Origin of the sequence: Serratia sp. 3ACOL1, assembly GCF_003668775.1 — a bacterium.
In the GTDB taxonomy this organism is placed as follows: domain Bacteria; phylum Pseudomonadota; class Gammaproteobacteria; order Enterobacterales; family Enterobacteriaceae; genus Chania; species Chania fonticola.
On the sequence record NZ_CP033055.1, the window covers coordinates 2,456,855 to 2,482,538 of the forward strand.

General features: G+C 53.8%; 23 protein-coding genes. 14 read left to right on the forward strand and 9 right to left on the reverse strand.

Going from position 1 to position 25,684, the window contains the following annotated elements; genetic code table 11:
* Positions 1-274: 274 nt before the first annotated feature.
* Together D9980_RS11035 and yieE are read right to left on the reverse strand one after the other, a co-directional pair.
* The gene (locus D9980_RS11035) at positions 275-1,756 is read right to left on the reverse strand and encodes an amino acid permease (protein WP_024484976.1); all 1,482 of its coding nucleotides are present in this window, start codon (positions 1,754-1,756) and stop codon (positions 275-277) included.
* 134 nt (positions 1,757-1,890) lie between these two features.
* Entirely contained in the window at positions 1,891-2,778 is an 888-nt protein-coding gene (yieE, locus tag D9980_RS11040) for a DNA-binding transcriptional regulator YeiE (RefSeq protein WP_121607314.1), read from the reverse strand.
* Positions 2,779-3,037: 259 nt separating this feature from the next.
* Between yieE and D9980_RS11045 the strand changes: the two genes are divergently transcribed.
* Positions 3,038-4,117, forward strand: a complete 1,080-nt coding sequence (locus tag D9980_RS11045; protein WP_121607315.1) for a YeiH family protein — start codon at positions 3,038-3,040, stop codon at positions 4,115-4,117.
* 107 nt (positions 4,118-4,224) lie between these two features.
* Positions 4,225-5,064, forward strand: coding sequence for a deoxyribonuclease IV (gene nfo / locus D9980_RS11050; RefSeq protein WP_024484973.1), 840 nt, complete (start codon positions 4,225-4,227; stop codon positions 5,062-5,064).
* 63 nt (positions 5,065-5,127) lie between these two features.
* On the opposite strand, the gene fruA is transcribed toward nfo, so the two are convergent.
* Genes fruA through fruB form a run of 3 tightly spaced genes read right to left on the reverse strand, consistent with a single transcriptional unit; the run spans position 5,128 to position 8,899 of the window.
* Positions 5,128-6,816 (reverse strand): PTS fructose transporter subunit IIBC, encoded by a 1,689-nt coding sequence (gene fruA, locus D9980_RS11055; protein ID WP_121607316.1) that lies wholly within the window; start codon positions 6,814-6,816, stop codon positions 5,128-5,130.
* A gap of 14 nt (positions 6,817-6,830) precedes the next feature.
* Positions 6,831-7,769, reverse strand: coding sequence for a 1-phosphofructokinase (gene fruK, locus D9980_RS11060; RefSeq protein WP_021805853.1), 939 nt, complete (start codon positions 7,767-7,769; stop codon positions 6,831-6,833).
* Entirely contained in the window at positions 7,766-8,899 is a 1,134-nt protein-coding gene (gene fruB / locus D9980_RS11065) for a fused PTS fructose transporter subunit IIA/HPr protein (protein WP_121607317.1), read from the reverse strand. Before fruB ends, fruK begins: the two co-directional genes overlap by 4 nt.
* Before the next feature lie 209 nt (positions 8,900-9,108).
* On the opposite strand from fruB, the gene D9980_RS11070 reads away from it, so the two are divergent.
* The 4 genes from D9980_RS11070 (at position 9,109) to D9980_RS11085 (ending at position 14,824) form a co-directional block, all read left to right on the forward strand.
* Positions 9,109-9,570, forward strand: a complete 462-nt coding sequence (locus D9980_RS11070) for an NUDIX hydrolase (protein ID WP_370454312.1) — start codon at positions 9,109-9,111, stop codon at positions 9,568-9,570.
* 227 nt (positions 9,571-9,797) lie between these two features.
* Complete coding sequence (locus D9980_RS11075) at positions 9,798-10,958, forward strand: NapC/NirT family cytochrome c (RefSeq protein ID WP_121607318.1); 1,161 nt, start codon at positions 9,798-9,800, stop codon at positions 10,956-10,958.
* A 12-nt stretch (positions 10,959-10,970) separates the two neighbouring features.
* Positions 10,971-13,451: a trimethylamine-N-oxide reductase TorA gene (gene torA, locus D9980_RS11080; protein ID WP_024484968.1), complete on the forward strand. Its 2,481-nt coding sequence runs from the start codon at positions 10,971-10,973 to the stop codon at positions 13,449-13,451.
* Positions 13,452-13,612: 161 nt separating this feature from the next.
* Entirely contained in the window at positions 13,613-14,824 is a 1,212-nt protein-coding gene (locus D9980_RS11085) for a sugar efflux transporter (RefSeq protein WP_024484967.1), read from the forward strand.
* Here the strand turns inward: D9980_RS11085 and D9980_RS11090 are convergent.
* A complete protein-coding gene (locus D9980_RS11090; RefSeq protein ID WP_024484966.1) occupies positions 14,788-15,042 on the reverse strand; it encodes a YkgJ family cysteine cluster protein in 255 nt (84 codons plus the stop codon). The genes D9980_RS11085 and D9980_RS11090 overlap by 37 nt on opposite strands.
* A gap of 253 nt (positions 15,043-15,295) precedes the next feature.
* Between D9980_RS11090 and D9980_RS11095 the strand changes: the two genes are divergently transcribed.
* The 4 genes from D9980_RS11095 (at position 15,296) to yeiP (ending at position 18,474) form a co-directional block, all read left to right on the forward strand.
* On the forward strand, positions 15,296-15,589 hold the full coding sequence (locus D9980_RS11095; protein ID WP_238393726.1) for a DUF1240 domain-containing protein: 294 nt from the start codon (positions 15,296-15,298) through the stop codon (positions 15,587-15,589).
* 165 nt (positions 15,590-15,754) lie between these two features.
* A complete protein-coding gene (locus D9980_RS11100; protein WP_370454338.1) occupies positions 15,755-16,012 on the forward strand; it encodes a DUF1240 domain-containing protein in 258 nt (85 codons plus the stop codon).
* 522 nt (positions 16,013-16,534) lie between these two features.
* Positions 16,535-17,779, forward strand: a complete 1,245-nt coding sequence (gene mtr, locus D9980_RS11105) for a tryptophan permease (RefSeq protein ID WP_024484963.1) — start codon at positions 16,535-16,537, stop codon at positions 17,777-17,779.
* Between the two features lie 122 nt (positions 17,780-17,901).
* Positions 17,902-18,474, forward strand: a complete 573-nt coding sequence (gene yeiP / locus D9980_RS11110; RefSeq protein ID WP_021805861.1) for an elongation factor P-like protein YeiP — start codon at positions 17,902-17,904, stop codon at positions 18,472-18,474.
* A gap of 38 nt (positions 18,475-18,512) precedes the next feature.
* Here yeiP and uxuA read toward each other — a convergent pair whose 3' ends face one another.
* Positions 18,513-19,703, reverse strand: a complete 1,191-nt coding sequence (gene uxuA / locus D9980_RS11115; protein WP_024484962.1) for a mannonate dehydratase — start codon at positions 19,701-19,703, stop codon at positions 18,513-18,515.
* A gap of 341 nt (positions 19,704-20,044) precedes the next feature.
* On the opposite strand from uxuA, the gene D9980_RS11120 reads away from it, so the two are divergent.
* Positions 20,045-21,526: a mannitol dehydrogenase family protein gene (locus D9980_RS11120; protein ID WP_121607321.1), complete on the forward strand. Its 1,482-nt coding sequence runs from the start codon at positions 20,045-20,047 to the stop codon at positions 21,524-21,526.
* Between the two features lie 61 nt (positions 21,527-21,587).
* On the opposite strand, the gene D9980_RS11125 is transcribed toward D9980_RS11120, so the two are convergent.
* Positions 21,588-21,899: a type 1 fimbrial protein gene (locus D9980_RS11125; RefSeq protein ID WP_121607322.1), complete on the reverse strand. Its 312-nt coding sequence runs from the start codon at positions 21,897-21,899 to the stop codon at positions 21,588-21,590.
* Between the two features lie 319 nt (positions 21,900-22,218).
* Positions 22,219-22,527, reverse strand: coding sequence for a type 1 fimbrial protein (locus D9980_RS11130; protein ID WP_024528050.1), 309 nt, complete (start codon positions 22,525-22,527; stop codon positions 22,219-22,221).
* A gap of 315 nt (positions 22,528-22,842) precedes the next feature.
* Here D9980_RS11130 and D9980_RS11135 point away from each other — a divergent pair, with 315 nt between their 5' ends.
* The 3 genes from D9980_RS11135 to mepS all read left to right on the forward strand — a co-directional run bounded on the left by D9980_RS11135 (position 22,843) and on the right by mepS (position 25,563).
* A complete protein-coding gene (locus D9980_RS11135) occupies positions 22,843-23,817 on the forward strand; it encodes a GTP-binding protein (RefSeq protein WP_121607323.1) in 975 nt (324 codons plus the stop codon).
* A 45-nt stretch (positions 23,818-23,862) separates the two neighbouring features.
* Positions 23,863-24,573 (forward strand): phosphatase PAP2 family protein, encoded by a 711-nt coding sequence (locus D9980_RS11140; RefSeq protein WP_024484957.1) that lies wholly within the window; start codon positions 23,863-23,865, stop codon positions 24,571-24,573.
* Positions 24,574-24,981: 408 nt separating this feature from the next.
* On the forward strand, positions 24,982-25,563 hold the full coding sequence (gene mepS, locus D9980_RS11145) for a bifunctional murein DD-endopeptidase/murein LD-carboxypeptidase (protein WP_121607324.1): 582 nt from the start codon (positions 24,982-24,984) through the stop codon (positions 25,561-25,563).
* The last annotated feature ends 121 nt before the right edge of the window (positions 25,564-25,684 follow it).

A 25,684-nucleotide genomic window follows, 5' to 3' on the forward strand; every position in this document is an offset into this window, starting at 1 on the left:
ATGACATCCTCCACATCAGCCCTGTACCTCACCACAACTCCGTACCAACTCCCTGCCCAGCGTAAGGTGCCAAAGCTGTACTCCCATATCTAATAACAACGCCGATCGGCTCCCTCTCCCTACGGGAGAGGGTTGGGGTGAGGGGCAGCCAGATGCTCAATCATCATTATTGATTGCTATCGTGTGCAGGCATTATTTTGGTTGGGAATTTAACTGGGGATTTCAAGGAAAGAGGATAACGCGGCGGTAACCCGCCGCGTCTAGAGCTAATCGCTTACTTATCAGGGTTCCACTTCGGGAATTCCATTTCGCTGTACTTCACCACTTTGGTGCCGCGCGTCAGCTTATATCCGAACCAGATAATCAGGAACAGTGGAATACCGATGTAGGTTGCCGTCACACCGTACCAGTCGATACGATCCGCCAGGAAGGCTTGATAGTTCTGCCCCAGCGTGATGATCAAGCACAGCACGAAGGCAAACATTGGCCCCAACGGGAAGAAACCGGATTGATATGGCAGATCGCTCAGGCTGTGCCCTTGCATCACATAGCCACGGCGGAAACGGTAGTGGCTGATGGCGATCCCCAACCAGGCGATAAAGCCGGTCATGCCCGAGGTATTGAGCAGCCACAGATAAACGGACTGATTACCAAACATCGAGCTAAGGAAGCACAGTGCCGCTACGACGGTGGTGGCATACAGCGCATTACGCGGCACACCGCCTTTTGACAGCTTGGCGAAAATGCGTGGAGCCTTACCTTCCGAAGCCAGCGTGAACAGCATACGGGTTGAGGCATACATCCCGGAGTTACCCGCAGAGAGTACCGCCGTCAGGATCACCGCGTTCATCACCGCCGCCGCAGAGAGCAGGCCAGCATGTTCGAATACCAGCGTGAACGGGCTGACGCTGATGTCTTTCACGTCATTGCGCAACAGGCTTGGATCGGTATAAGGAATGATCAGGCTGATGATCAGGATCGCGAAGATATAGAACAGCAGAATACGCCAGAACACCTGACGCACTGCGCGTGGAATGTTCTTGCCCGGATCTTCCGACTCGCCCGCCGCAATGCCGATCAGCTCGGTGCCCTGGAACGAGAAGCCAACGATCATCGCTACGCCAATCATGGCCGAGAAGCCACCGGCAAACGGCGCATCGCCGATCGTCCAGTTATGCCAACCGGCATTTTCACCGCCCTTGAGAATACCGAAAATCATCAGTACGCCAAGGCCGATAAAGATAATTACCGTGCTCACCTTGATCAGCGAGAACCAGTATTCCGCTTCACCGAAGCCTTTGACCGAGATGTAGTTAAGCAAGAACATCAGGCCAAGGAACAGGGCGCTCCAGATCCAGCCCGGTGTGTCTGGGAACCAGTAGTTCATCACCAACTGTGACGCCACCAGGTCGACCGCAATGGTCACCGCCCAGTTGTACCAGTAGTTCCAACCCAGCGCAAAGCCGAAGCCCTCTTCAACATACTTGGCACCATAGGTGGAAAACGAACCTGAAACCGGCATAAACGCCGCCAGCTCACCCAGGCTGGTCATCAGGAAATACACCATCAGACCAATCAATGCATAGGAGAGTAACGCGCCGCCTGGGCCTGCCTGGGAAACCGTTGCGCCAGAGGCAACAAACAGGCCGGTACCGATGGAACCGCCAATGGCAATCATGGTTAAATGCCGCGCTTTCAGCTCGCGGCGTAATCCGGGTGCTTGCTGCCCCGCTGTTTTTATATCCTGCTGAGCCATTCTTACCCTATCTGCTCGTCAAAAATGAGGGCCGGATTGTAACAAATACCCGCCAGCGAACTAGTAACATTGCCCTGATATAAGATAGCTTCATAATCCGCGGCCAATTATTAGCAGCGGTCCTAATGATGACTTTATGCGATCTTGATCGGTTTTTGCCCAACGCAATAACTCAAGAAACGCTGTAGCGCATTAGAAATGTGTTTTTGCCGGTGATGGATCAGATACAGCGTGCGCATCAATGGTGGCAGAGGGATACTCAGTTCCACCAACACCCCGCTAGCCAGCTGTTCTTCCACTACGCGACGTGACAGGCAACTAATGCCGATACCGTGGCGGACCGCGTGCTTGATCGCTTCCGAGTTGCCCAACTCCATCACCAACTGGAAGTTTGGCAGGTGCGCCAGCAGCAGATGATCCAGCACTTCCCGCGTGCCAGACCCCCGCTCCCTCAGGATCCAAGGGGCGCTGGCCAGCGCTGCCAGAGTCACCGGTTGCTGTAGCAATGGGTTATCCGGCGCGGCAAACACCACCAGCTCATCTTCAAGCCACGGCTGAGTGACCAACTCAGGCATGTGGCACGGCCCTTCTATCAACCCCAAATCGACACGAAAATCGGCTACCGCAACAATCACCTCCTGACTATTGCCCACGTTCAGTTCCAACGGGGTCGCAGGAAAATCTTTGCGATAGTGGGCGATCATCTCTGGCAGCATATAGTTGCCGATGGTGCTGCTGGCGGCGATGCGTAACGCGCCACTATCATGCAGGAACAGTTGTTCAATTTCCCCGGCCTGCTCCAGCAGAGCCAGCGCTTTGGGGTATAGCAAGCGGCCATGTTCGTTGATCACCAGGCGTTTACCCACGCGATCGAACAACAACACCTTCAGTTGCCCTTCCAAATCGGCCAGCGCCGCGCTGACCGCCGATTGTGATAAAGCCAATACCACTGAGGCCTGAGTGGTGGATCCGCTTTTCAGCACCTCGGTAAAAACTTCCAGTTGGCGCAAAGTGATATGCATAACAGCCTCGACATAAAAAGAATGGTCAGACAAAACCATTTAAATAAAAACACAAAAAAATCAGTCACACGGCGTCGGTAAGCTCACCGCCCTGCCTTATAAGGTTATCACGTTTACAGGATTAGGCTTGGCGGAGTAACCGAGCCGTCCAGATGATCAACCACTTATTCCGATAAGTTATAAATATATAATCAATTTCTCTTTTAGGTCACCTGCTTTTATCATTGCACTCAGGAATTTAGCAGAGGACAGAATAATCATGGCGAGTCACAGCACTCAACCCTATCCCGAACAGCGTTTTCCCCTGTTTGGACTACCACGGCTGATACCAGGCTTACTGCTGACCGGCGCGCTGACCGCGTTTTCGGTCTGGGCGGGCGATGTTCCCTGGGTTGCCGGGTTAGGATTAGGCGCCCTGACGCTGGCGATCCTGTGCGGCATCCTGGTCGGCAACACTCTTTATCCCTGGTTGCAGCCTAGCTGCCATACCGGCGTACAACTGGCCAAACAGCGGCTGCTGCGCCTGGGGATCATTCTTTATGGCTTTCGTTTAACCTTCCAGCAAATCGCCGACGTGGGGGCCAGCGGGATCATTATCGATGCCCTGACCCTGAGCAGCACTTTCTTGCTGGCCTGCTGGTTGGGTAAAAAAGTGTTCGGCCTCGACAGCCAAACCACCATGCTGATCGGTGCCGGTAGCAGCATCTGCGGTGCCGCAGCCGTGATGGCCACCGAGCCGGTGCTGAAGGCAGACTCCAGCAAGGTTGCCGTCGCTGTCTCTACCGTCGTGGTGTTTGGTACGCTGGCGATCTTTGCCTATCCGTGGCTGTATCAGCTGAATGAGCACTTCCAGTGGCTGCCGTTGACGCAGGAAACCTTCGGCATCTACGCGGGTTCGACAATCCATGAAGTGGCTCAGGTGGTTGCTGCTGGCCATGCCATCGGCCCGGATGCGGAAAACGCGGCGGTGATCTCCAAGATGATCCGCGTCATGATGTTAGCCCCGTTCCTGCTGTTACTGTCTGGCTATATCAGCCGCCGGGCCGGTAACGGCAGCAAGAGTGAAAAATCGGCCATCACCATTCCGTGGTTCGCCGTATTATTTATCGCCGTTGCCGGGCTGAACTCGTTCAACCTGATCCCGGCCACGCTGGTACAGCATCTGATTACCATCGACACCTGGATGCTGGCCATGGCCATGGCCGCTTTAGGTTTGACCACCCACATTAGCGCGGTACGTCAGGCTGGTGTGAAACCCATCTTGCTGGCGACGCTGCTGTTCGTCTGGCTGATTATCGGCGGCGGTGCAATCAACCTGTTGGTGCAGCATCTGTTGTAATCCCCCTTCTTCAGGCCCGAGCTTTCGGGCCTGCTTGTTTTACCCCCTGCCATTCAATCCTTCGCTTATCAATGCCATAATGGCAGCGTTAACACAGGAGAATGAAAATGAAGTTTGTCGGTGCACACGTCAGCGCTTCTGGCGGCGTAGATCAGGCCGTGATCCGCGCACACGAATTAGAGGCGACCGCATTCGCCCTGTTCACTAAAAATCAGCGTCAATGGAAGGCCGCCCCGCTGCCTGCCGACGTGATAGACAAGTTTAAAAGTGCCTGCGCACAGTACGGCTATGGCCCAGGGCAAATCCTGCCGCACGACAGCTATCTGATTAACCTTGGCCATCCGGTAACGGAGGCACTGGAGAAGTCCCGCGAGGCGTTTCTTGATGAGGTGCAACGCTGCGAGCAACTGGGGCTGACGCTGCTGAACTTCCACCCGGGCAGCCACCTGATGCAGATCGATGAGGATAAATGCCTGGCAAGGATCGCTGAGTCGATCAACATCGTGCTGGATAAAACCCAAGGCGTCACCGCAGTGATCGAGAATACCGCCGGGCAAGGCAGCAATCTGGGGTTCAAATTTGAACATCTGGCGGCGATCATCGACGGTGTGGAAGACAAGAGCCGCGTCGGTGTCTGTATTGATACCTGCCACGCTTTCGCCGCCGGTTACGACCTGCGTACCGAAGAGGATTGCCAGAAGACGTTTAAAGAACTGGGTGACGTGGTGGGCTTTAACTACCTGCGCGGTATGCATCTTAACGATGCCAAGAGCGAGTTTGGCAGCCGCGTTGACCGCCACCACAGCCTGGGTGAAGGTAATATCGGTAAGACCGTGTTCAGCTATATTATGCGCGACGAGCGCTTTGATAACATCCCGCTGATCCTGGAGACGGTGAACCCGGATATCTGGGCCGAGGAGATTGCCTGGCTGAAGGCGCAGCAGTAATTTTCTGCGGACATAAAAAAGCCGGCATTTTTCAGATGCCGGCTTTTTATTTTGTGGTTGTCGTTACGCCACCGTGGCTACCGGCGCTTCAGAGCGTTTGAGGACCGCATAGGCCACGCCCGCCAGCAGGGTACCCGCCACAATCGCCAGCAGATACAGCAGCACCGGCGAGATAGCACCAGGGATCAACAGCACGAACAGACCACCGTGTGGTGCCATCAGTTTTGCACCGAAGGCCATCGACAGCGCACCGGTCAGTGCTCCACCTGCGATACAGCACGGCAGAACGCGCATCGGGTCACGGGCGGCAAACGGAATTGCCCCTTCAGTGATAAAGCACAGGCCCAACACCAACGCGGCTTTGCCCCCTTCCTGCTCGGACTTCTCGAACTTGCGACGAGCCAGAATAGTAGCCAGCCCCATCGCCAGCGGTGGCACCATACCTGCCGCCATAATCGCCGCCATAGGTGCGTAGACCGAAGAACTCAACAGCGCTACACCAAAGGCATAGGCCGCCTTGTTAACCGGGCCGCCCATATCGGTACACATCATCGCACCGAGGATTGCGCCCAGCAGTACCGCGTTAGCGGTGCCCAGCGATTGCAGCCAGTTGGTCAGGCCGACCATGATCTTGGCGACTGGCGTGCCCACTACGTAAATCATGATCAAACCGGTGATCAGGCTGGCAACCAGCGGAATAATCAGGATCGGCTTGAGGGCTTCCATACTCGGTGGCAAACGCAGCTTACCGCTGATGGCCTTGGCTACGTAACCCGCCAGGAAACCGGCAATGATACCGCCAAGGAAACCCGCACCGGTGCTAACCGCCAACATACCGCCGATCAGGCCCGGCGTCAGGCCAGGACGATCCGCAATGGAGAACGCGATGTAACCCGCCAGAACCGGCACCATCAGCGCAAAGGCCGAACCACCACCGATCTGCATCAGCGCCGCAGCCAACGTACCTTTTACTTCAAACGCCTTGATACCAAACACGAACGACAGCGCGATACACAGACCGCCCGCCACCACCATCGGCAGCATGTAAGACACGCCGGTCAGCAGGTGGCGATAAGGCCCTGCGCTCTCTTTCTTCTTGCCTGAGCTCGCGGTGCTGCCACTTTTTTGCGGCTGGAAGATCTCGGCTTCTACCTGTGCCTTATCCAGTTCCTGCGCGGTTTTCTTCAACGCCAAACCGGTTGAGGTGCGGTACATCGGCTTGCCAGCGAACTTGTCCAGATCCACTTCGATATCTGCCGCGACAATGACTAGATCGGCCGCAGCCACTTCTTCTGGAGTGATCGCATTCCCGGCACCGACGGAGCCACGGGTTTCCACTTTCACCCACCAGCCACGTTTCTTGGCTTCGCTCTCGATGGCTTCGGCTGCCATAAAGGTATGCGCAACGCCGGTCGGGCAAGCGGTAATGGCAACAATGCGTTTCGGACCGGCAGATTTTGCCGGTGCTACCGTCTGGGCTGGAGCCTGATACGGTTTGGCTTGCGCCTGTGCCGTGGCCAGGAAGGCTTCAGGTTCACGCACCGCGTGTTCCACATCTCCAATATAAACCTGTTTGCCATTCAGCTCAGCGTCAGCAGGTGCAGCAACACCCGCTACCACCACCAGTTCAGCCTCGTTGGCCGTGTTAACCAGCGTCAGGCCGGTTTTGGCCGCAGCGGCCTCAAGCATGCGTTTCGCCAGGTGGCTACGAGCCTGCCCGAGCGAACTGTCTATCATCAGCAGCGTTTTCATTCTGACTCCTGCGATTAATTAAAGGGTTTCAGATCGACGCGCGCCATCATCGCGGCCAACTGCGGGCGATCGGTGATGCCAACGTTGCTCTGGCTCACTGCCAGGGCAGCCACGGCAGTGGCCAAGCGCAAGGTATGTTCGCTGGATTCACGCATCAGCAGGCCGTAGATCAGGCCGCCGACCATGGAATCACCGGCACCCACGGTGCTGACCACCTCACAGGCTGGCGGTTTGGCGATCCAGGCACCAGAGGCGTTAACCCACAGAGCGCCTTCGGCACCCAGTGAGATCACCACGTGGGCAATGCCCTGTTCACGCAGGGCGTGAGCGGCTTCCACCACATCTTCCAACTTCGGCAAGGGTTTGCCTGCCCAGATTTCCAGCTCACGACGGTTAGGTTTTACCAACCACGGCGAGGCTTTCAGCCCGGCCACCAGCGCTTCACGGCTGCTGTCAAAAATGATGCACGGACACTGCGCACGCAGGCGGGTCATCCACTCGGTGAAGGCTTCCGGGGCAACCCCGGCTGGCAAGCTACCGCTGACCGCCACCATGTCGAACTGGCCTAGCCAGCTCAGAGAATCCACCACAAAGCGTTCCCAATCCTGCGGCGTCACTTCAAAACCGGAGAAGTTGAAGTCGGTCACTTCACCGTCTTTTTCCGTCAGCTTAACGTTAATACGTGTACGCCCAGGGACCACCTGGAAACGGTTGGCAATCCCCAAATCGCTGAACAGCAGTTGGAAACCATCCTGGTTGTCTTTACCAAGGAAACCGCCAACGGTGACGTCGATACCTAAATCTTTCAGTACCTTGGCAACGTTGATCCCTTTACCCGCCGCATGGAGACCGGCAGTTCTTACCAGGTTAACCTCACCCCGTTCGATCTCCGGGCAAAAGCCCACCAGATCGTAAGCCGGATTCAGGGTTATGGTTGCTACTCTTCTGCTCATGCTGCACCCTCACCAAGACCTTCACTGATAGCTTCGCCGATGGCTTTCAGCGCTGCTTCAGCATCGTCACCACTGGCGGTAAAGCGCAGGTGATGACCTTTTTTCACGCCCAGTGCCACAACCTTCATCAGACTGCGGCCGTTAGCCGGTTTACCGCTGCCGTCGAGATTGGTAACGGTAATTTCACTGGAGAACTGTTTGATTACGTTGACCAGTGCAGTGCCTGGGCGAGCATGCAGGCCATGCTCGTTGCGCACCACGTATTCCGCACTCAGAACCGCGCTCTCTTCGGCAACTTCGCTGGTCAGTAACGCCAGCACGCCCACCGCATCGGCGTTCAGCAAGCGTTCAGCTTTTTGGCTCACTAACAGATCGCTTAAGTAGTTAAGCACCGTCAGCGGTTGTTGATCGGCGACGGCGACGGTCAGCAACAGCGCGACCTTTTCACCTTCTTCATCAAACGCCTGTGCCGGGCGGCTAACGGTGGCGGCGCTGGTCAGGTTGCCTTCGGTACTGTCGCTCAACCAGATCCCCTGGCCCAGATTCAGCGGCTTGCGGGTAATCACATCACTGACAAACTGGGCGTTAACCGCACCGATTTTTTGCAGACGGCCCGCGTTCAAAGCTTGCAGCGTCATCAGCGAATCGGCGGCCACATCAAGAGCAATCAGTGAAGCATCAAACTTGAATTCAGCCGCCAGCTTCTCGCCCATCAGCAAACTGCGCAGTTCTTCGGCTGAAGTCGTTGTTGCCAACTGTTCGGCGACGCTGTCATCACTGAGCACGTGTGTGAGCTGACGCAGTAGCGCCAGGTGTTCATCGGAACGCGCAGCAATGCCGATCACTACATAGGCTGTCTGGCCTTCGCCCCACTCGATACCCTGTGGAAACTGGAATACCTGAACACCGGTGTTCAGCACCAGATCGCGGGTATCTGTAGTGCCATGTGGAATGGCGATGCCGTTGCCCAGATAAGTGGAGGTTTGCAGCTCACGCTGCAGCATGCCGTCAACATAGGCGGCGCTGACGCATCCGGCGGAGGTAAGCGCTGCCGCTACCTGCCGGATGGCTTCCTGTTTGCCGCTAGCGGCAGCTCCCAGGTGAATATCTTGCTGTGACAACTGGAACATGGTTCTCCTCTCCTGCTGAATTGAATCGTTTCAGCCAAGTTAAGAAAAAGGAGCGTTACCCATCGCCTAACCAGGCCATCGATGACGCTGAAACGTTTCAATGAGTGTGTGAGCAGCTATCATCGAAAGCAAGTTTTCTCGATCTCGACGTGATAGTTTTTTGACCTTACGCACACTTTTATGGCTAAAGCCCCCATCCACAGGGGAAAATGGCATACTGTGCTGAAACAGTGCTGAAGGAAGATAACAACATGGTTGCCACCGGTATCGGGGTCATTATCGTTAACGCTCAAGGGCAAATCCTGCTGGGGAAACGCTGCAGCACCCATGCCCCTTTTTGGTCGATCCCCGGAGGGCATCTGGATGCAGGGGAAACCTTTGAACAGTGCGCTCAACGCGAAATCGCCGAAGAGACCGGGTTGCAGATAGCTCCGCCAACCTTTATTGGCGTCAGCAATAATCTGCAAACCTGGCGCGCAGAGGGAAAACATACGGTGTCGATCTGCATGCTGGTTCAGCATCCAGGAGGAGAAGCCGAGCTGAAAGAGCCGGAAAAATGTGCCGAATGGCGCTGGTGTTCCCCGCACGACCTGCCGGAGCCCCATTTTGAAGCGAGCAGAACGGCGATCCACCTATGGTTGAGCCAACAGGTATATCTGCCTGTATTGTGACGTTATCCCCTCCAATTTCTCCTCTGTTCATCAAAGCATAGCGATATATAACACGGAATATAACGCTATTTTATTGCTCAATCACTCTACTTTTCACTGTAAATACCCCTAAGGTATTAGGTTTCTTTTGCGAAAATACCTATACTTATCCAGGTGTTTTTGACCTGGTGTCGAAACCTTTTTGGCAAGTTTTTCCTTGGTATTTCATAACTATAAGTGGGTTCAATATGAGCAAAAAACAAGCTGGCTTTGAAAAGCGACGCCGGTGGGGATGGCTTTGGATTTTGGTGATCGGGATTATTCTCGGCGCCGCACTGCTGGCAGGGACCGCAACGGTCTTCCATAAAACCAGCGATACCGCCTTCTGTGTCTCCTGCCACACCATGCAACAACCTCTGGCCGAATATCAAGGCAGTGTCCACTTCCAGAACGCCAAGGGGATCCGCGCTGAATGTGCCGATTGCCACGTCCCTCATGAGCCGCTCGATTACCTGTGGACCAAGATCCGCGCGGTGAAAGACATTTACGGCGAAATGACCGGCAAAATCGACACCCCGGAAAAATACGAAGCCCATAAGCTGGCCATGGCACAATCGGTATGGAAAACGCTGAAAGAAAACGATTCGGCCACCTGCCGTTCTTGCCATAGCTTCGATGCCATGGATATCACCGCCCAACGTCCTGAAGCCCGTATTCAGCACCCGGTGGCCATCAAGCAAGGCGAAACCTGTATCGACTGCCATAAGGGCGTTGCGCATATCCTGCCGGATATGAGCGGTGCTGCACAGGCGGGCGCTGCCGAACTGGCGAAAGCCGCGGCGGAAACCTCTCCAACAGCAACCACGCTGTTCACCATCGCCACCGAACCGTTCTTCCTGAAAGCCGACGATACGCATAATGCCGGTAACCTGATGCCTTCAACCGAAGTTCACGTTGTGAAACAGGAAGGTGACAAGGTGCTGGTAGATGTCAGCGGCTGGCAACAGGATGGCGTCAGCGAAGTATTCTACGCCGCGCAAGGTAAACGTATCCTCAGCGTCCTGCTGGGCGAAGATGCGCGCAAACTGCTGAAAACCGGCAGTACCATGACCGATGCCGAAACCGGCCTGGTCTGGCATCAGGTTTCACTGCAGGTCTGGTTGCCACGTAAACAACTGATCGACGATGAGCAGAAAATCTGGCGTTACACTGCCGATATGATGTCCGCTAACTGTACCGGCTGCCACGGCCTGACCGCCCTTGATCGCTTCAACGCCAACCAGTGGATCGGCGTGATTAAAGGTATGGCTCCTCGCACCTCGCTGTCGCAAGAACAACTGCGCGTTCTGACGCAGTACGTTCAGAAACATGCCAGCGATATGCAACCTGCCACACCGGCCAAAAGTTAAGGGAGAAGCGAAATGAGCAAGTACCAACAACAACCATTGGCCATGAGCCGCCGTCGTTTCCTGACCGGTGCCAGCGCCCTGGCCGCCGTGCCTCTATTTGCGGGTCTGTGGCCTAAATCAGCATTGGCGGAAGCCATCAGCCAGGCATTGCCACAGTTTGTGGCCTTACGCCAGGCACAAAAAGGCATTCTGACCGGCGCGCACTGGGGCGCATTTGAAGCCATCGTGCAAGACGGAAAAATGGTCGGCGTGTTGCCGGTCAAAGACGATCCTTACCCGAACGATCTGATCACCATGGCTCCCCACCAGGTCCATGCGGAAAACCGTATCAAGTACCCAATGGTACGTAAAAGCTGGTTGGAAGGCGGCCCTGGCAGCCGTACCGAACTGCGCGGCAACGATGAATGGGTGCGCGTCAGCTGGGAAAAAGCGATCGATCTGGTCGGTAACGAAATCGTCCGTTTGCAAAAAGATCACGGCCCGCAGTCAATTTATGCCGGTTCTTACGGCTGGAAAAGCGTGGGCATGCTGCACAACAGCCGTACCCTGCTGCAACGCCTGATGAACCTGAGCGGTGGCTTCCTTGGCTATGCCGGTGACTATTCTACCGGTGCTGCACAGGTGATCATGTCGCACGTGATGGGGTCAATGGAGGTTTACGAACAGCAAACCGCCTGGCCAAACGTCATCGACAATAGCCAACTGGTGATCCTGTGGGGCTGTAACCCGATGGTTACGCTGAAAAACAGCTGGAACGTGCCAGACCACGTCGGCCAGACCGGCTTTGAGGCGCTGAAGAAGAAAGGCACCCGCATCATCAGCATCGATCCGGTGCACAGTGACAGTGCCAAATATGTCGGCGCACAGTGGATCGCTCCGCGTCCGTACACCGACAGCGCGATGCTGATCGGTATCGCCCACACCCTGTTGACCGAAAAGCTGCATAACCCGGACTTCCTGAAAACCTACACCGTAGGCTTCGACAAGTTCCAGGCCTATCTGCTGGGTGAAACCGACGGTACGCCGAAAACTGCCGAGTGGGCAGCCGATATCAGCGGCGTCGATGCCGAAGTGTTGCGCCAGTTGGCGCGCGATATGGCGAAACAGCGCACCATGATCATGGGCGGCTGGGGGATCCAGCGTCAGCATCACGGTGAGCAGCAGCACTGGTTGCTGGTGACCGTGGCGGCCATGCTTGGCCAGATCGGCCTGCCAGGCGGTGGCTTTGGCTTCAGCTATCACTACTCTTCCGGTGGTAGCCCAACGGCTAAAGGCGGCATCCTCTCCGGTATCTCTGCGGGGAATGCACCGAAGAATTCACCAACGCCAATCCCGGTGGCTCGTATCGCCGAGTGCCTGACCAATCCAGGCAAGACCATTCACTTCAATGGGACCGATGTCACCTACCCAGACGTGAAGATGGTGTACGTGGCCGGTGGTAATACCTTCCACCAGCATCAGGACACCAACAATCTGGTCAAAGCCTGGCAGCGGCCAGAAACCATCGTGGTTAACGAACCGTATTGGACGGCCACCGCCAAGCATGCGGATATCGTGCTACCTGCAACCACCAGCTATGAGCGTAACGATCTGGAGATGGGCGGCGACTACTCACAGCTGTACGTCTTCCCGATGCATCAGTGCGTACCGCCGCAGCATGAGTCACGCAACGACTTCGATATCTTCGCCGCTCTGGCCGCCAAGCTTGGCGTGCTGGATGCCTTTACCGAAGGCAAAGACGAAACCCAGTGGCTGAAAGGCATGTACGACGACATGAAGTTGCAGGCCCGCGCCGCCCGCGTTGCCCTGCCGCCGTTTGACATGTTCTGGGAGTCGAACAACTACATTCGTTTCCCGATCCCGCAGGAAAACAAACAGTGGGTACGTTTCGCCGATTACCGTGAAAACCCGCTGCTTAATCCGTTGGGGACTCCGTCCGGCAAGATTGAGATCTATTCCGATGCCATCTCGAAGATGGAGTATCTGGATTGCAAAGGTATTCCTACCTGGATGCCGCCGCATGAATGGTACCGTGGCCCAGAGGCAGCCAAATACCCGCTGTCACTGAATACCGCGCACCCGACCAACCGCCTGCACTCACAGCTCGACAACACGCCGCTGCGTAAGAAGTATGCGGTGGCCGACCGTGAAGCGATCTTGATCCATCCAGAGGATGCCAAGTCGCGCAACATCACCAACGGCGACCTGGTGCGGGCGTTTAACGACCGTGGGCAGATCCTGGTTGGCGCTATTGTCAGTGAAGATGTGCGCCCAGGTGCGGTGCGGATCAGCGAAGGTGCCTGGTACGATCCGGCCGATCCGTCAACGCCGGGGTCGATCTGTAAGAACGGCAACGTCAACTGCCTGACTTTCGATATTGGCTCATCCAACCTGGCACAGGGCAACTGTGGCCAGATGGCACAGTTGGAAATTGAGAAATATCAGGGCGAAGTGCTGAAGAATACCGCGCACGACGTTCCTGCTGGCGCATAACCGCTAGCCACCAGCGCAGGGTGATGGTGACATCGCCCTGCTCTTTTCCTGCCGACAGATACACTCTATTTACCCTTTCCTTGATTGAAACCGGTTTTTGTTTTTTTTAAACGAGCGTATCATGCGCGCGTCTCCCTTCTCTTTGGCTAGTCATTCAGCTTATGCGTACTTCAACTGCGGCGACACGACGTTTGCCCGATTTAACTTCGTTGGCATTTCTGGTCGTGGCCTTTCTCACCGGGATTGCTGGTGCCCTACAGACGCCCACGCTGAGTCTGTTCCTCTCCACCGAAGTGAACGTACGGCCAACGATGGTCGGGCTGTTCTTTACCGGCAGCGCGGTGATCGGCATTTTGGTCAGCCAGTTTCTGGCCAGCCGCTCAGACAAGAGGGGCGATCGCAAATCACTGATCTTTCTCTGCTGTATGTTAGGTGCCTTGGCTTGTGCGCTGTTCGCCTGGAACCGTAACTATTACCTGCTGCTGTTCGTCGGCGTGCTACTGAGCAGCTTTGGCTCGACCGCCAACCCACAAATGTTTGCCCTGGCACGGGAACATGCCGAGCACACCGGCCGGGGAACGGTGATGTTCAGTTCTATCCTGCGTGCTCAGGTTTCGCTGGCCTGGGTGATTGGCCCGCCGATCGCCTTTGCGCTGGCCTTGGGGTTTGGTTTTAAGGTGATGTATCTGGCCGCCGCCGCTGCCTTTATTCTCTGTGGAGCGTTGGTATGGAAGATGTTGCCCTCCATGCCAAAAGTGCAAAGCACCGGCGGAGCTACGCTGGAAGCACCACGGCAGAACCGCCGTGATACGTTATTGCTGTTTATGGCCTGCACGCTAATGTGGACGGCCAACAGCATGTATTTGATCAATATGCCGCTGTATATGGTGCAAGAATTACAATTACCGGAAAAATTGGCGGGAATATTGATGGGCACCGCTGCCGGGCTGGAAATCCCGACCATGTTACTCGCTGGCATGGTGGCCCAACGCTTTGGCAAGCGCTTCCTGATGCGCTGCGCGGTGATTGCCGGGGTGCTGTTTTATGCCGGGCTACTGTTTATAACCGGTACTTGGCAACTGATCGCCCTGCAACTGCTGAACGCGCTGTTTATTGGGGTGTTAGCGGGAATTGGTATGCTCTATTTCCAGGATTTGATGCCCGGCCAAGCCGGGGCAGCCACCACGCTGTTTACCAATACCACCCGCGTTGGTTGGATTATTGCCGGTTCGATCGCCGGAGTCGTGGCTGAAATGTGGAGTTATCACGCGGTATTTTACTTTGCGTTGGCGATGGTGCTGGGTGCAGTGCTATGTATGTGGCGACTGAAGGACACTCAAGGGGCAGTATCCGCCTCCAACTTGGCAAGATAGATCAGCGCCTCATCACGGCGGTCGTGGCACATTTCACGGCTGGCCTGCAGACTACCGCAGACTTTGGGCCGCAGCGGCGAATGAAATATTCCACAGCGCAGTTGCTGGTCCAGATGGATGCAACGGGTATTGGCCGGTTTGCCGTTGGGCATACCAGGGATCGGGCTGGAAATCGAAGGTGCGATACAGCAGGCACCACAGTCGGCACGGCAGTCCATCTGCGATCCTATGGGGGCTGATTATGTGGTTGAGACAATAGCAGAACGCCGCATTAAGTTATACTCATTCACAATGCTTACCAATAGTGCTAGAATCTAACCTTAATGGAGCATGGCAGCGCAGAACGAACAATGGATTGAGTAAACGGATGTGAATAATAAATACGTTAAAATATTACTGGCAACAACACTCTTAATTGTGTTTTCACTTGTGACATTATTAGTCTGGCAGTATGTTTTAGCGTTGGTATTCATGGAGGATGAAATAACTTTCTCCGCATCTGTTCTTATAGCTTTCCTTTCCAGCCCACTACTAATATATGCCATGCTTAGCGGTGTATATTTTTTTATTTTCAATAAGCGCCCAAAATACGACAAAGGAATCACTCGATATTTGGTTTATCTAATGTTTACCTCATTTGTTATCAGCTTACCCATTGCTTTATATGTTGATTATAAACTAAAGCATACCGGTTATTTAACATGTGACAGGATATCATGGCAATCACCCACAACTTATGTCACCAACCGATCACTTTGCCAGTGAAACCTACCATAAGATAAGGATAGTCTTGTGAAAAATAGATGCTGGAAAGTATTAGGGGCAACAGTACTGCTAATTATATTCACTGGTGGAACTTTAATGATTTACAGTTACGCCACTTCATTGATATTAATGAAGGATGAAATAACTTTTTCAGCCTCTATATTTATGTGCTTCTTTGGCTCACCTCTGATACTCTATGCCTTATCTGGTTCTGTTTTTTTCTTTATTTTTAACCGATTGCCTAAGCATAATATGATTATTATTACAAACTTAACTAGATTAGCGTTGGCATCAATACTTTTTAGTTTACCGGTCTCGTTGTATGTAAACTACAAACTTAAACATGATGGCTATTTCACGTGCGATAAAATCTCTTGGATGTCACCAACGACTTATGTGAAAGATTTATCACTTTGTCGATGATTGGCATTTCCCGCTATACCCGCCAATTAGACAAAGAAATACATCACAATACGTAAAGTGATGCCCCTCACCCTAACCCTCTCCCACAGGGAGAGGGGACTGAATGTGCCACAAGTTAACGTCAGCAACTGGCCTCGGCACCGCAAAAGCTCCATCTTGCATAGGGCAAATTTTAACATGCCACAAGCTGACTCCCGCACCTGAACAAAACGCCGTACCAATTCCTCTCTCTTCGGGATAGGGGTAAAGCGTGAATCGAGCTCGGAGGTGCAATAACGCCATCTTGCATATCGGAATGTTGAACCTGCCACAGACAGACTTCTGCCCCTGAGCACAACGCCATTGTAGCCCCCTCGCCCTGTGGGAGAGGGCTGGGGTGAAGGGCAAAACCACCAAAATAACGCCCTAAGCGCTGAAGAATGCACCAACCCCCCCAAATATCCGCTTTACATGCACACATCGCGCACGTACCATTGAGCTAGTACAAAAGAACTCAAGGCCAACGGCCAATCAGGAGCAATAATGTCTGCGGACACCATCCAGAAGCTTTCCCGCCCTTCCGTACTCGGTGGCGCGATGATCATTGCCGGTACCGCCGTAGGTGCAGGTATGTTCTCTATTCCTATCGTAACTTCTGGCGTGTGGTTCAGCGGCTCCGTGGCGCTGCTGATTTATACCTGGTTCTGTATGCTGATCTCCGGACTGATGATCCTGGAAGCCACCATGAATTATCCGGCGGGCGCCAGCTTCCACACCGTGGTCAAAGATCTGCTCGGTAAAGGCTGGAATACCCTTAACGGCCTGTCGATCACCTTCGTACTCTATATTCTGACCTATGCCTATATCTCGGCGGGCGGCTCGATCATCGCCCATACGCTGGAAGGTGTCTTTGGGTCCAACCAAACCTTGTCTGGATTGGTGTTTGCCATCGTCGTGGCCTTTATCGTCTGGTTATCCACCCGTGCCGTGGATCGCCTGAGCACCATTCTGATCGGCGGTATGGTGATCACCTTTGTGTTGTCCGTCGGTGATATGTTCACCCACGTGCAGCCTGCCGTGTTGTTCAACCAGGGTGGCAGCGACGCCAACTACCTGCCCTATGCGCTGGCGGCATTGCCTTACCTGCTGACCTCGTTCGGCTACCACGGCAACGTACCCGGCCTGGTGAAGTATTATCAGAAAGACAGCGGTGCCGTGGTGCGCAGCCTGGTATACGGTACCTTACTGGCGCTGGCGATCTATATCCTGTGGCAGTATGTGATCCAGGGCAATATCGCCCGTGATGCCTTCAAGCAGGTGATCGCCGAAGGGGGCAACATCGGCAGCCTGCTCAAGCAGATGGGTAACGTTTCCAGTAGCTATGCGGTAGGCCAACTGCTTAACGCCTTCTCTTATATGGCGTTGGCCAGTTCGTTCCTGGGGGTGTCGCTGGGGCTGTTTGATTTCCTCGCCGACTTCTTCAAGTTCAAGGATAACCAGGCAGGCCGCACCAAATCGGCACTGGTGACCTTCGTGCCACCAACCCTGGCCGCGTTACTGTTCCCGAACGGTTTCCTGTACGCCATCGGCTTTGCTGGGCTGGCCGCCACCATTTGGGCTGTGATCGTTCCTGCCATGATGGCACGCGCCAGCCGCCGCCGTTTCCCACAGGCCAGCTACCGCGCTCCCGGCGGCCAAGGCATGATCCTGTTCATCATCCTGTTTGGGGTGATTAACGCCGTGGCTCACGTGCTAACGCTATTAGATCTGCTGCCGGTGTTTAAATAAGCCTCAAGGGCGGCTAAGGCCGCCCGTTTTCCCCACTCTTTTTGCGCGCGGCTCTTGCCTGAAAAGCACGGCGCGAGTAACTTGTCGCAACTTCCTAAAATCTATGTTGACAGGGTATTCCAATGGCAAGAGCGAACGAAATCAAGCGCGGTATGGCAATCAATTACAACGGCAAACTGCTGCTGGTAAAGGACATCGATGTCCAGAGCCCAAGCGCCCGTGGTGCCAGCACGCTGTATAAAATGCGCTTCTCCGACGTCCGTACCGGGCTGAAGGTAGAAGAGCGTTTTAAAGGCGATGATATTCTGGACACCATCAGCCTCTCCCGCCGCAAGGTAAACTTCTCCTATATTGACGGCGAAGAGTATGTGTTCATGGACGATGAAGACTACACCCCTTATATCTTCAAGAAAGATCAGATCGAAGATGAGCTGCTGTTCATCCCTGAAGCGGGCTTGCCGGGTATGCAGGTACTGACGCTGGATGGCCAGGTGCTTGCGTTGGAACTGCCGCAGACCGTGGATATGGAAATTGTTGAAACCGCTCCGGGCATCAAAGGGGCTTCTGCCAGTGCGCGTAACAAACCGGCCACCATGGCGACCGGCCTGACCATTCTGGTACCTGAGTACCTGAGCAGCGGTGATAAAATCCGCATTCATATTGCAGAACGCCGCTATATGAGCCGCGCAGACTAGTCAACGGTGGGGGCGCAACCTGAGTGCGCCCTGCTTTGCTAGAGTAATTCCGGGAAAAACCGCCGCTTCAACGCCAACTCGACCCCACGAACCTCCGCCAAACCTTTCAACCGACCGATGGCCGAATAGCCCGGATTGGTTTTCTTCTTCAGATCGTCCAGCATCTGATGACCATGGTCTGGTCGCATTGGGATAGGCCGCAGATCACCCGCTTTATGACGGCGCTGTTCTTCAGTCAGAATAGCTTCAACCACCGCTACCATATCCACATCCCCTTGTAAGTGCGCCCCTTCATGGAAGGTTTTAGGGTTTTGCTCGCGGCAGGTAGCGCGCAGGTGGGTAAAGTGAATGCGATCGCCAAAGGTTTCAATCATCCGCACCAGATCGTTATCCGCGCGCACGCCGTAAGAACCGGTACACATGGTGAAGCCGTTATAGATGCTATCTACCGTCTCTTTCAGCCACTGCATATCTTCGATGGTGGAAACAATACGTGGCAAGCCAAGGATTGGACGAGGTGGATCATCGGGATGCACTGCCAACCTGACACCCACCTCTTCCGCTACCGGCACGATAGCGCGCAGGAAGACGGCCATATTTTCACGCAGTTGCGCCTTATTGATATGATCGTACTCCGCCAGCCGGGCACGGAACTGATCGAGCGTGTATCCCTCTTCCGCCCCAGGTAAGCCGGCAATGATGTTACCGGTCAGCTTGGCAATATCTGCCGTACTCATCGCCTTGAAATAGCGTTGTGCCTGGGCTTGCTCTTCGTCGGTGTAATCTTTTTCCGCCCCGCTACGGCACAAGATATGCAGATCGAAGGCCGCAAAGGCGATCTGATCAAAGCGTAAGGCCTTGGACCCATCTGGCAGTTGGTATTCCAGATCGGTACGCGTCCAGTCGAGGATCGGCATAAAGTTGTAGCACACGGTATCAATGCCACATTCCGCCAGATTGCGCAGCGATTGTTGATAGTTGGCGATATGACGTTGGTAGTTGCCGCTGTGGGTTTTAATTTCCTCATGCACCGGAATACTTTCCACCACCGACCACACCAGCCCTTTTTCCGCCAACAGAGCCTGACGCGCCTTGATCTGTTCAACCGGCCACACTTCGCCATTTGGGATATGGTGTAACGCGGTCACTACGCCGGTCGCACCTGCCTGACGCACATCATCCAGCGAAACCGGATCGTTCGGCCCATACCAACGCCATGTTTGTTCCATTGATTTATCCTTGTAAAAGTCGCTCTGTCATCGTTGAAGCGGTATCAGTGGTGAGGTAGATCGCAAAATCAAATCAATCCTGTTATACCACATTGCAGTAGATATCATTCATCTTTAACCTTACTGATTAGCGGCATGCTGTCAAAACAGAAACGTCGATTGATTGATCCAACTCACGATCCTGGGATATTTTGGACTGACCAATTTTATTCACCTCTCTACCGCTCTACACTGGCGGTTGTTAACAGATACGCGAGAGCCGGGCATACACCTGCAGCTAACTGGTCTGATAGCTTTATGCAAGCGATCAACCTGCCCTTGCTCTCGTCATGGAGCCATTAATGAAAACTATCGCCAACTCACCGTTGCCCGCCAAGACACAACTGCCCCAGTACGATCGCCAGAGCCTGCGCAGCCGAATTGTTCACCTGGGCTTTGGGGCTTTTCACCGCGCTCACCAGGCATTGCTGACCGACAGGGTACTCAACCGTAACGGCGGCGATTGGGGGATTTGTGAGATCAGCCTGTTCGGCGGAGATAAACTTTTCCAGACCCTGCGCGATCAGGATCATCTTTACACCGTGTTGGAAAAGGGCGCGGCGGGCGATCAGGCCATCGTGGTGGGGGCCGTTCACGAAAGCGTACATCGCAAATTGGAAGGCATCGACGCCGTGCTGGAAAAGCTGGCCGAGCCGCAGGTAGCGATAGTCTCTATGACCATAACGGAGAAAGGCTACTGCATCGAACCGGGTAGCGACCAATTGGACCTGCAACACGACGCGATCAAAGCCGATTTGGCTAATCCGATCCACCCCACCACGGTGCCGGGGATCCTGGTGGAAGCACTGCGCCGACGTCGAGAGCGCCATCTACCTGCCTTTAGCGTGCTGTCCTGCGACAACATTCCAGAGAATGGGCACGTGGTGCGCAATGCGGTGACCGGGCTGGCCAAAGCGCGCGATCCACAGCTGGCCGAGTGGATCGCTCAACACGTCACCTTCCCCAGCACCATGGTCGATCGCATCGTTCCGGCCGCTACGCCAGAAACGCTGGATGAAATTGCTACAGCCCTGGGTAGCGTGCGTGATGAATGCGCTATCGCCTGTGAACCCTTCATTCAATGGGTGGTGGAAGATAATTTTGTTGCTGGCCGCCCACGCTGGGAGGATGCCGGTGTGCAACTGGTGGACGATGTTCTGCCGTTCGAGCAGATGAAACTGCGGATGCTCAACGGCAGCCACTCCTTCCTGGCCTACCTCGGCTATCTGGCGGGTTACCAATACATTGTTGACTGCATGGCGGATGAGAATTATCGCCGCGCCGCGCACCATTTGATGTTGAACGAGCAGGCTCCAACGCTGCAGGTCGCTGGCATCGATCTGGCCGCCTACGCGGAGCAGTTGATCGAACGTTACAGCAACCCGGCACTGCAACACCGCACTTGGCAGATCGCTATGGATGGCACGCAAAAGTTGCCTCAGCGCCTGCTGGAGTCGATCCGTTGGCATCGGCAATATGGCGGCAGCCATGCGGGGCTTGCGCTTGGCGTAGCGGGCTGGATGCGTTATGTCGGAGGGATTGATGACGCCGGGCAACCGATTGATATCCGCGACCCAATGCTGGCCACGTTGCAGCAGGCCGTTAGCAGCTCACAGGACGGTGAACCCCGCGTGGCCGCGTTGCTGGCGTTGAAAAGCGTGTTTGGCGAGCAGTTGCCAGCGGATAGTGCGTTTGTGGCGGAGGTCACACAGGCCTATCTGTCATTGCGCGATCGAGGGGCACGCCAGACGGTAAAAGATTGGGTAACCACCCAGTTGAATTGATCCCTATCGGCCGCCATGCCAATCTGCCAGGCATGACGGCCACTTGACGTTTGAATTTAGATTAACGGTATTCCAGCGTCATTATTCCGAGTTTTTTCTGCTGATCCAACCACTTGATCTCGCTCTTGCCGAGATTCATTGGCAGCTCTTTGCTACCGCTCTCCAGGCTCGCTAACTGATGTTTGCTGGTGTAGTTTTGCCCATCGCGATGGCATTGCGTTTGCGCCGTTGAGTCAGCGACTTCCACCGTGCAAGGGCCTTCGACAATGGCGCCATAGAAGTGGATCACGCCACCGGTAGCTGCATTGGCCACGCCTGCTGCCAGCCATGAAAACAACATTCCTGCGATCAAAAACAACCGTAAGCTTTTCATGGTCACCTCACTTGTTATTAAACCAATATAAACCTGAAAAAAAGTTCTTGGATTAAACGCAAGTTAGAGAGGTTTTATCTATTTATCATCTAGTTAGATGAAACACCACCTCTCTGGCGGCGCATAATTTATTGCTGCAAAATACAGATTTCAAGTCGGAAAAGTCTTAATTTGATATCCAGCAACGGCCTGCGGTGAAGACGGCTTGACGTGCGCAATCCTGGTCAGTCGGTTAGGCTATGAAAGGTGTGGAGAAAACGAATCAACATGCGGGATCTGGGGAAGTCATGCCGAGCCCCACTCGGCATGACTAGAGGACTTAACGATAAATTACCGTCATTATTGCGAGTTTTTTCTGCTGATCTACCCACCGCATTTCGGTGGTACCGATATTCAGCGGAAGTTCTTTACTGCTGGCATCAAAACTTGCCAGCCTTTGCGTGCCTGTGTAGTTATGCCCGTTACGATAGCATTGGGTATTCGCCGTTGAGTTACTAACATCTACCGTACAAGGCCCTTCGACAATGGCACCCACGAAGTTGATAACACCACCTGTGGAACCCGCATGACTTGCTGCCATCCATGAAAACAACGCTCCTGCGATCATAATTAACCGTAAGCTATTCATGGCAACCTCACTTTTGTTAAGCCACTTTAAAGATAGGTTATTTTTTTAGGAATAATCGCAAGGATAGGCGGTTTTTTTCATGGCTAATCGGTACATTAAGGTCGTGGAAACAATACGGTACGGTACAATTGACTTTGTTAATGCCACGTTTTTTATGGGAAAAGTCCTAACTTTTTAGCGAAAAAAAAACGCCAAAAATGGGCGGTTTTCATGTTTAAATTTGTGATCTGCCCCTCCTATTGGCCAATAGCGATAAAAAAGCAAATAATTGCCCACTTTTAATCAATTGAAAACATCATTAACGGGAATTTCCAAATGACAAAAACCAATCTGATCACCGGCTTTCTCGGTAGCGGGAAAACCACCACTATTCGACACCTGTTGGCCAATAAGCCGGAAAATGAGCGTTGGGCCGTGCTGGTCAACGAGTTTGGCGAGATTGGTATCGATGGCGCCCTGCTGGCCGACAGCGGAGCGATATTGAAAGAGATCCCCGGTGGCTGCATGTGTTGCGTTAACGGACTACCTATGCAGGTAGGGTTGAATATGTTGCTGCAACAGGCCAAACCCGATCGGTTACTGATTGAACCCACTGGATTAGGTCACCCTAAGCAGATCCTGGCGCTGTTGACCCAGGAAACCTATGGCGGATGGATCGATTTGCTGGCAACGATCTGTGTGCTTGATCCCCGCCAACTCAACGAATCTCGCTATAGCGAAAATGAAAATTTCCGCGATCAGCTGGCCGCAGCCGACGTCATCATCGCCAATAAAATGGATACCTGGCAGCCGCAAGATGTCCAGGCATTGGAAGCCTGGCAAACGCTGCATGGCCAGCAGCGGCCGGTCTTTTCCATCGAGCAAGGGCGCATGGATATCAAGCTGTTGGATCGGCCACGCACCAATTGCACAGAATTGCCGGACGCACAGCATCATCATAGCCACGCCAAGACCCAAGGATTGGCAGCGTTGCGTTTGCCTGAAAACTCCCGCTGGCGCCGCGCCCTTAATCAAGGTCAAGGATTCACCAGCTGCGGCTGGATTTTCGATGGGGAAACCGTCTTTGATACCGTCGGCATGATGGAATGGATCAGGTTAGCACCGGTTGATCGGGCCAAGGCGGTGGTTCGCATTGCCGAAGGCAGTTTGCTGATCAACCGCCAAGGGCAGGATCTCAGTATCGAGACGCGCCCCGCAGCTCCGCTCGACAGCCGTATCGAATTGATCCACAGCGACGAGGCCAACTGGAATGCTTTGCAATCGGCCTTGTTTAACATCCGTTTAAGTTAATGCTTTTAACGTTGGCATTATTTTTTGATTTTTTACAGGTTAGCCATGACACGCCGCAATTTACCCTTCATCCTCATGCTCAACGTCTTGGGCATCGTGCTATTTCTTTCCTGGTATTTACCCACGGATCACGGGTTCTGGTTCAAGATTGACTCAGCAATCTTTTTCTTCTTCAACCAACATCTGGCCAGCGATGCCTGGTTTCTGAGAATGGTGGCGATCACCAACAATCGGATATTCGACGTCATTTCGCTCATCGCCATGGGGCTGCTGTACCTTTACTTCTACCTCAAGCAGGATGCCTTTGGCCGCCGCCGTCTGATCGTTACCGGCGTCGTGATGTTGTTAACGGGGGTGGTGCTCAACCAGTTTGGTCACCTGCTGCCGGTAAAACACGCCAGCCCCACCCTGACCTTTGACAATATCAACCGGGTCAGCGAACTCACCGGCATCCCCACCAAAGACGCCTCCAGCGACAGCTTCCCTGGCGATCATGGCATGATGCTGATGATTTTCTCCTGCTTTATGCTGCGCTACTTTAACCGCACGGCATTTGCCATCGCGCTGCTGATCACCCTGGTCTTCTGCCTGCCACGCATCATGATCGGCGCACATTGGTTCACCGATATTGCCGTCGGCTCGCTGTCGGTGGTGATGGTCGGTACCAGTTGGTGGCTGATGACACCGGCCAGCGATGTTGTGATCCACTGGTTGAACTGCAAACTACCCGGTAAGTATCGTCCAACGCAGCCATAACTTTAGATTATGATAGCCGGGAGGCCCGCGCCTCTCGGTTATTTACCTGTCGCATCTTGTTTACTCAACAACCACACCGTTAACATGCCTACCCCATTAATTAACGTCAATCCAACATAACCGCCGAACCGCGATTTTTTATATGAAGATTTACATTATGTTACATCACAATTTCATATAAAGAATGTCGGAAAAAGGCTCGCAATCCTCACGTCATTCCGGTACTCTCGGATGCGTTTGTGCCTGGTTTAGCTTGGCTCGTTAGTAAAAATCCGAAAACTGTGCGTTCCTGCACATTTCCGATGCTAACTGATTGTCCTTCCTGCCGGTGCCAACTAGTCTCGTTTCGTTTGGTATTTTTCAGATAACGACTTGCGTCGTTAAGGACTTCAAGGGAAAACAATTACAATGGTCAAATCTCAACCTTTTCTGAGATATTTTTTGCGGGTATTACCTGCAATTGCGGCAGCCTTGGTGCTCTCCGCCTGTAGCTCAACAAACACTTCGAAGTTAGATAGATCACAAACTGAGATGCATGCAGTTAATGACAAAAACGGTCTTTTACTGCAAGCCTCTCAGGATGAATTCGAAGCGATGGTGCGTAACGTTGACGTCAAGTCAAAGATTATGGACCAGTATGCTGACTGGAAAGGCGTCCGCTACCGTTTAGGCGGTGAAAGCAAGCGCGGTATTGATTGCTCGGCGTTTGTGCAACGTACCTTCCGCGAACAGTTTGGTATGGCTCTGCCCCGCTCAACCTATGAGCAAGAAGATATGGGCAAGCAAATTCAACGCGCCAAACTGCGCCCAGGTGATTTAGTGCTGTTCCGCGCTGGTTCTACTGGCCGCCACGTCGGCATCTATCTGGGTAACGACAAATTCGTTCATGCCTCTACCAGCAGTGGTGTGACAATCTCTAGCCTTTCGGATAACTATTGGGATAAACGTTATCGTGAAGGCCGCCGGTTACTGGGTAAAAGTTCCAGCTAACGGCGTAGTATCTGAATCTGGTCCTGAAAGCCAAACAAACGAGACGAGAACGCTGCCCCAGGGCAGCGTTTTTTTTCACTGTAACGCTGGCGCCGAACAAACCCGCATCGCTATTTTCGAT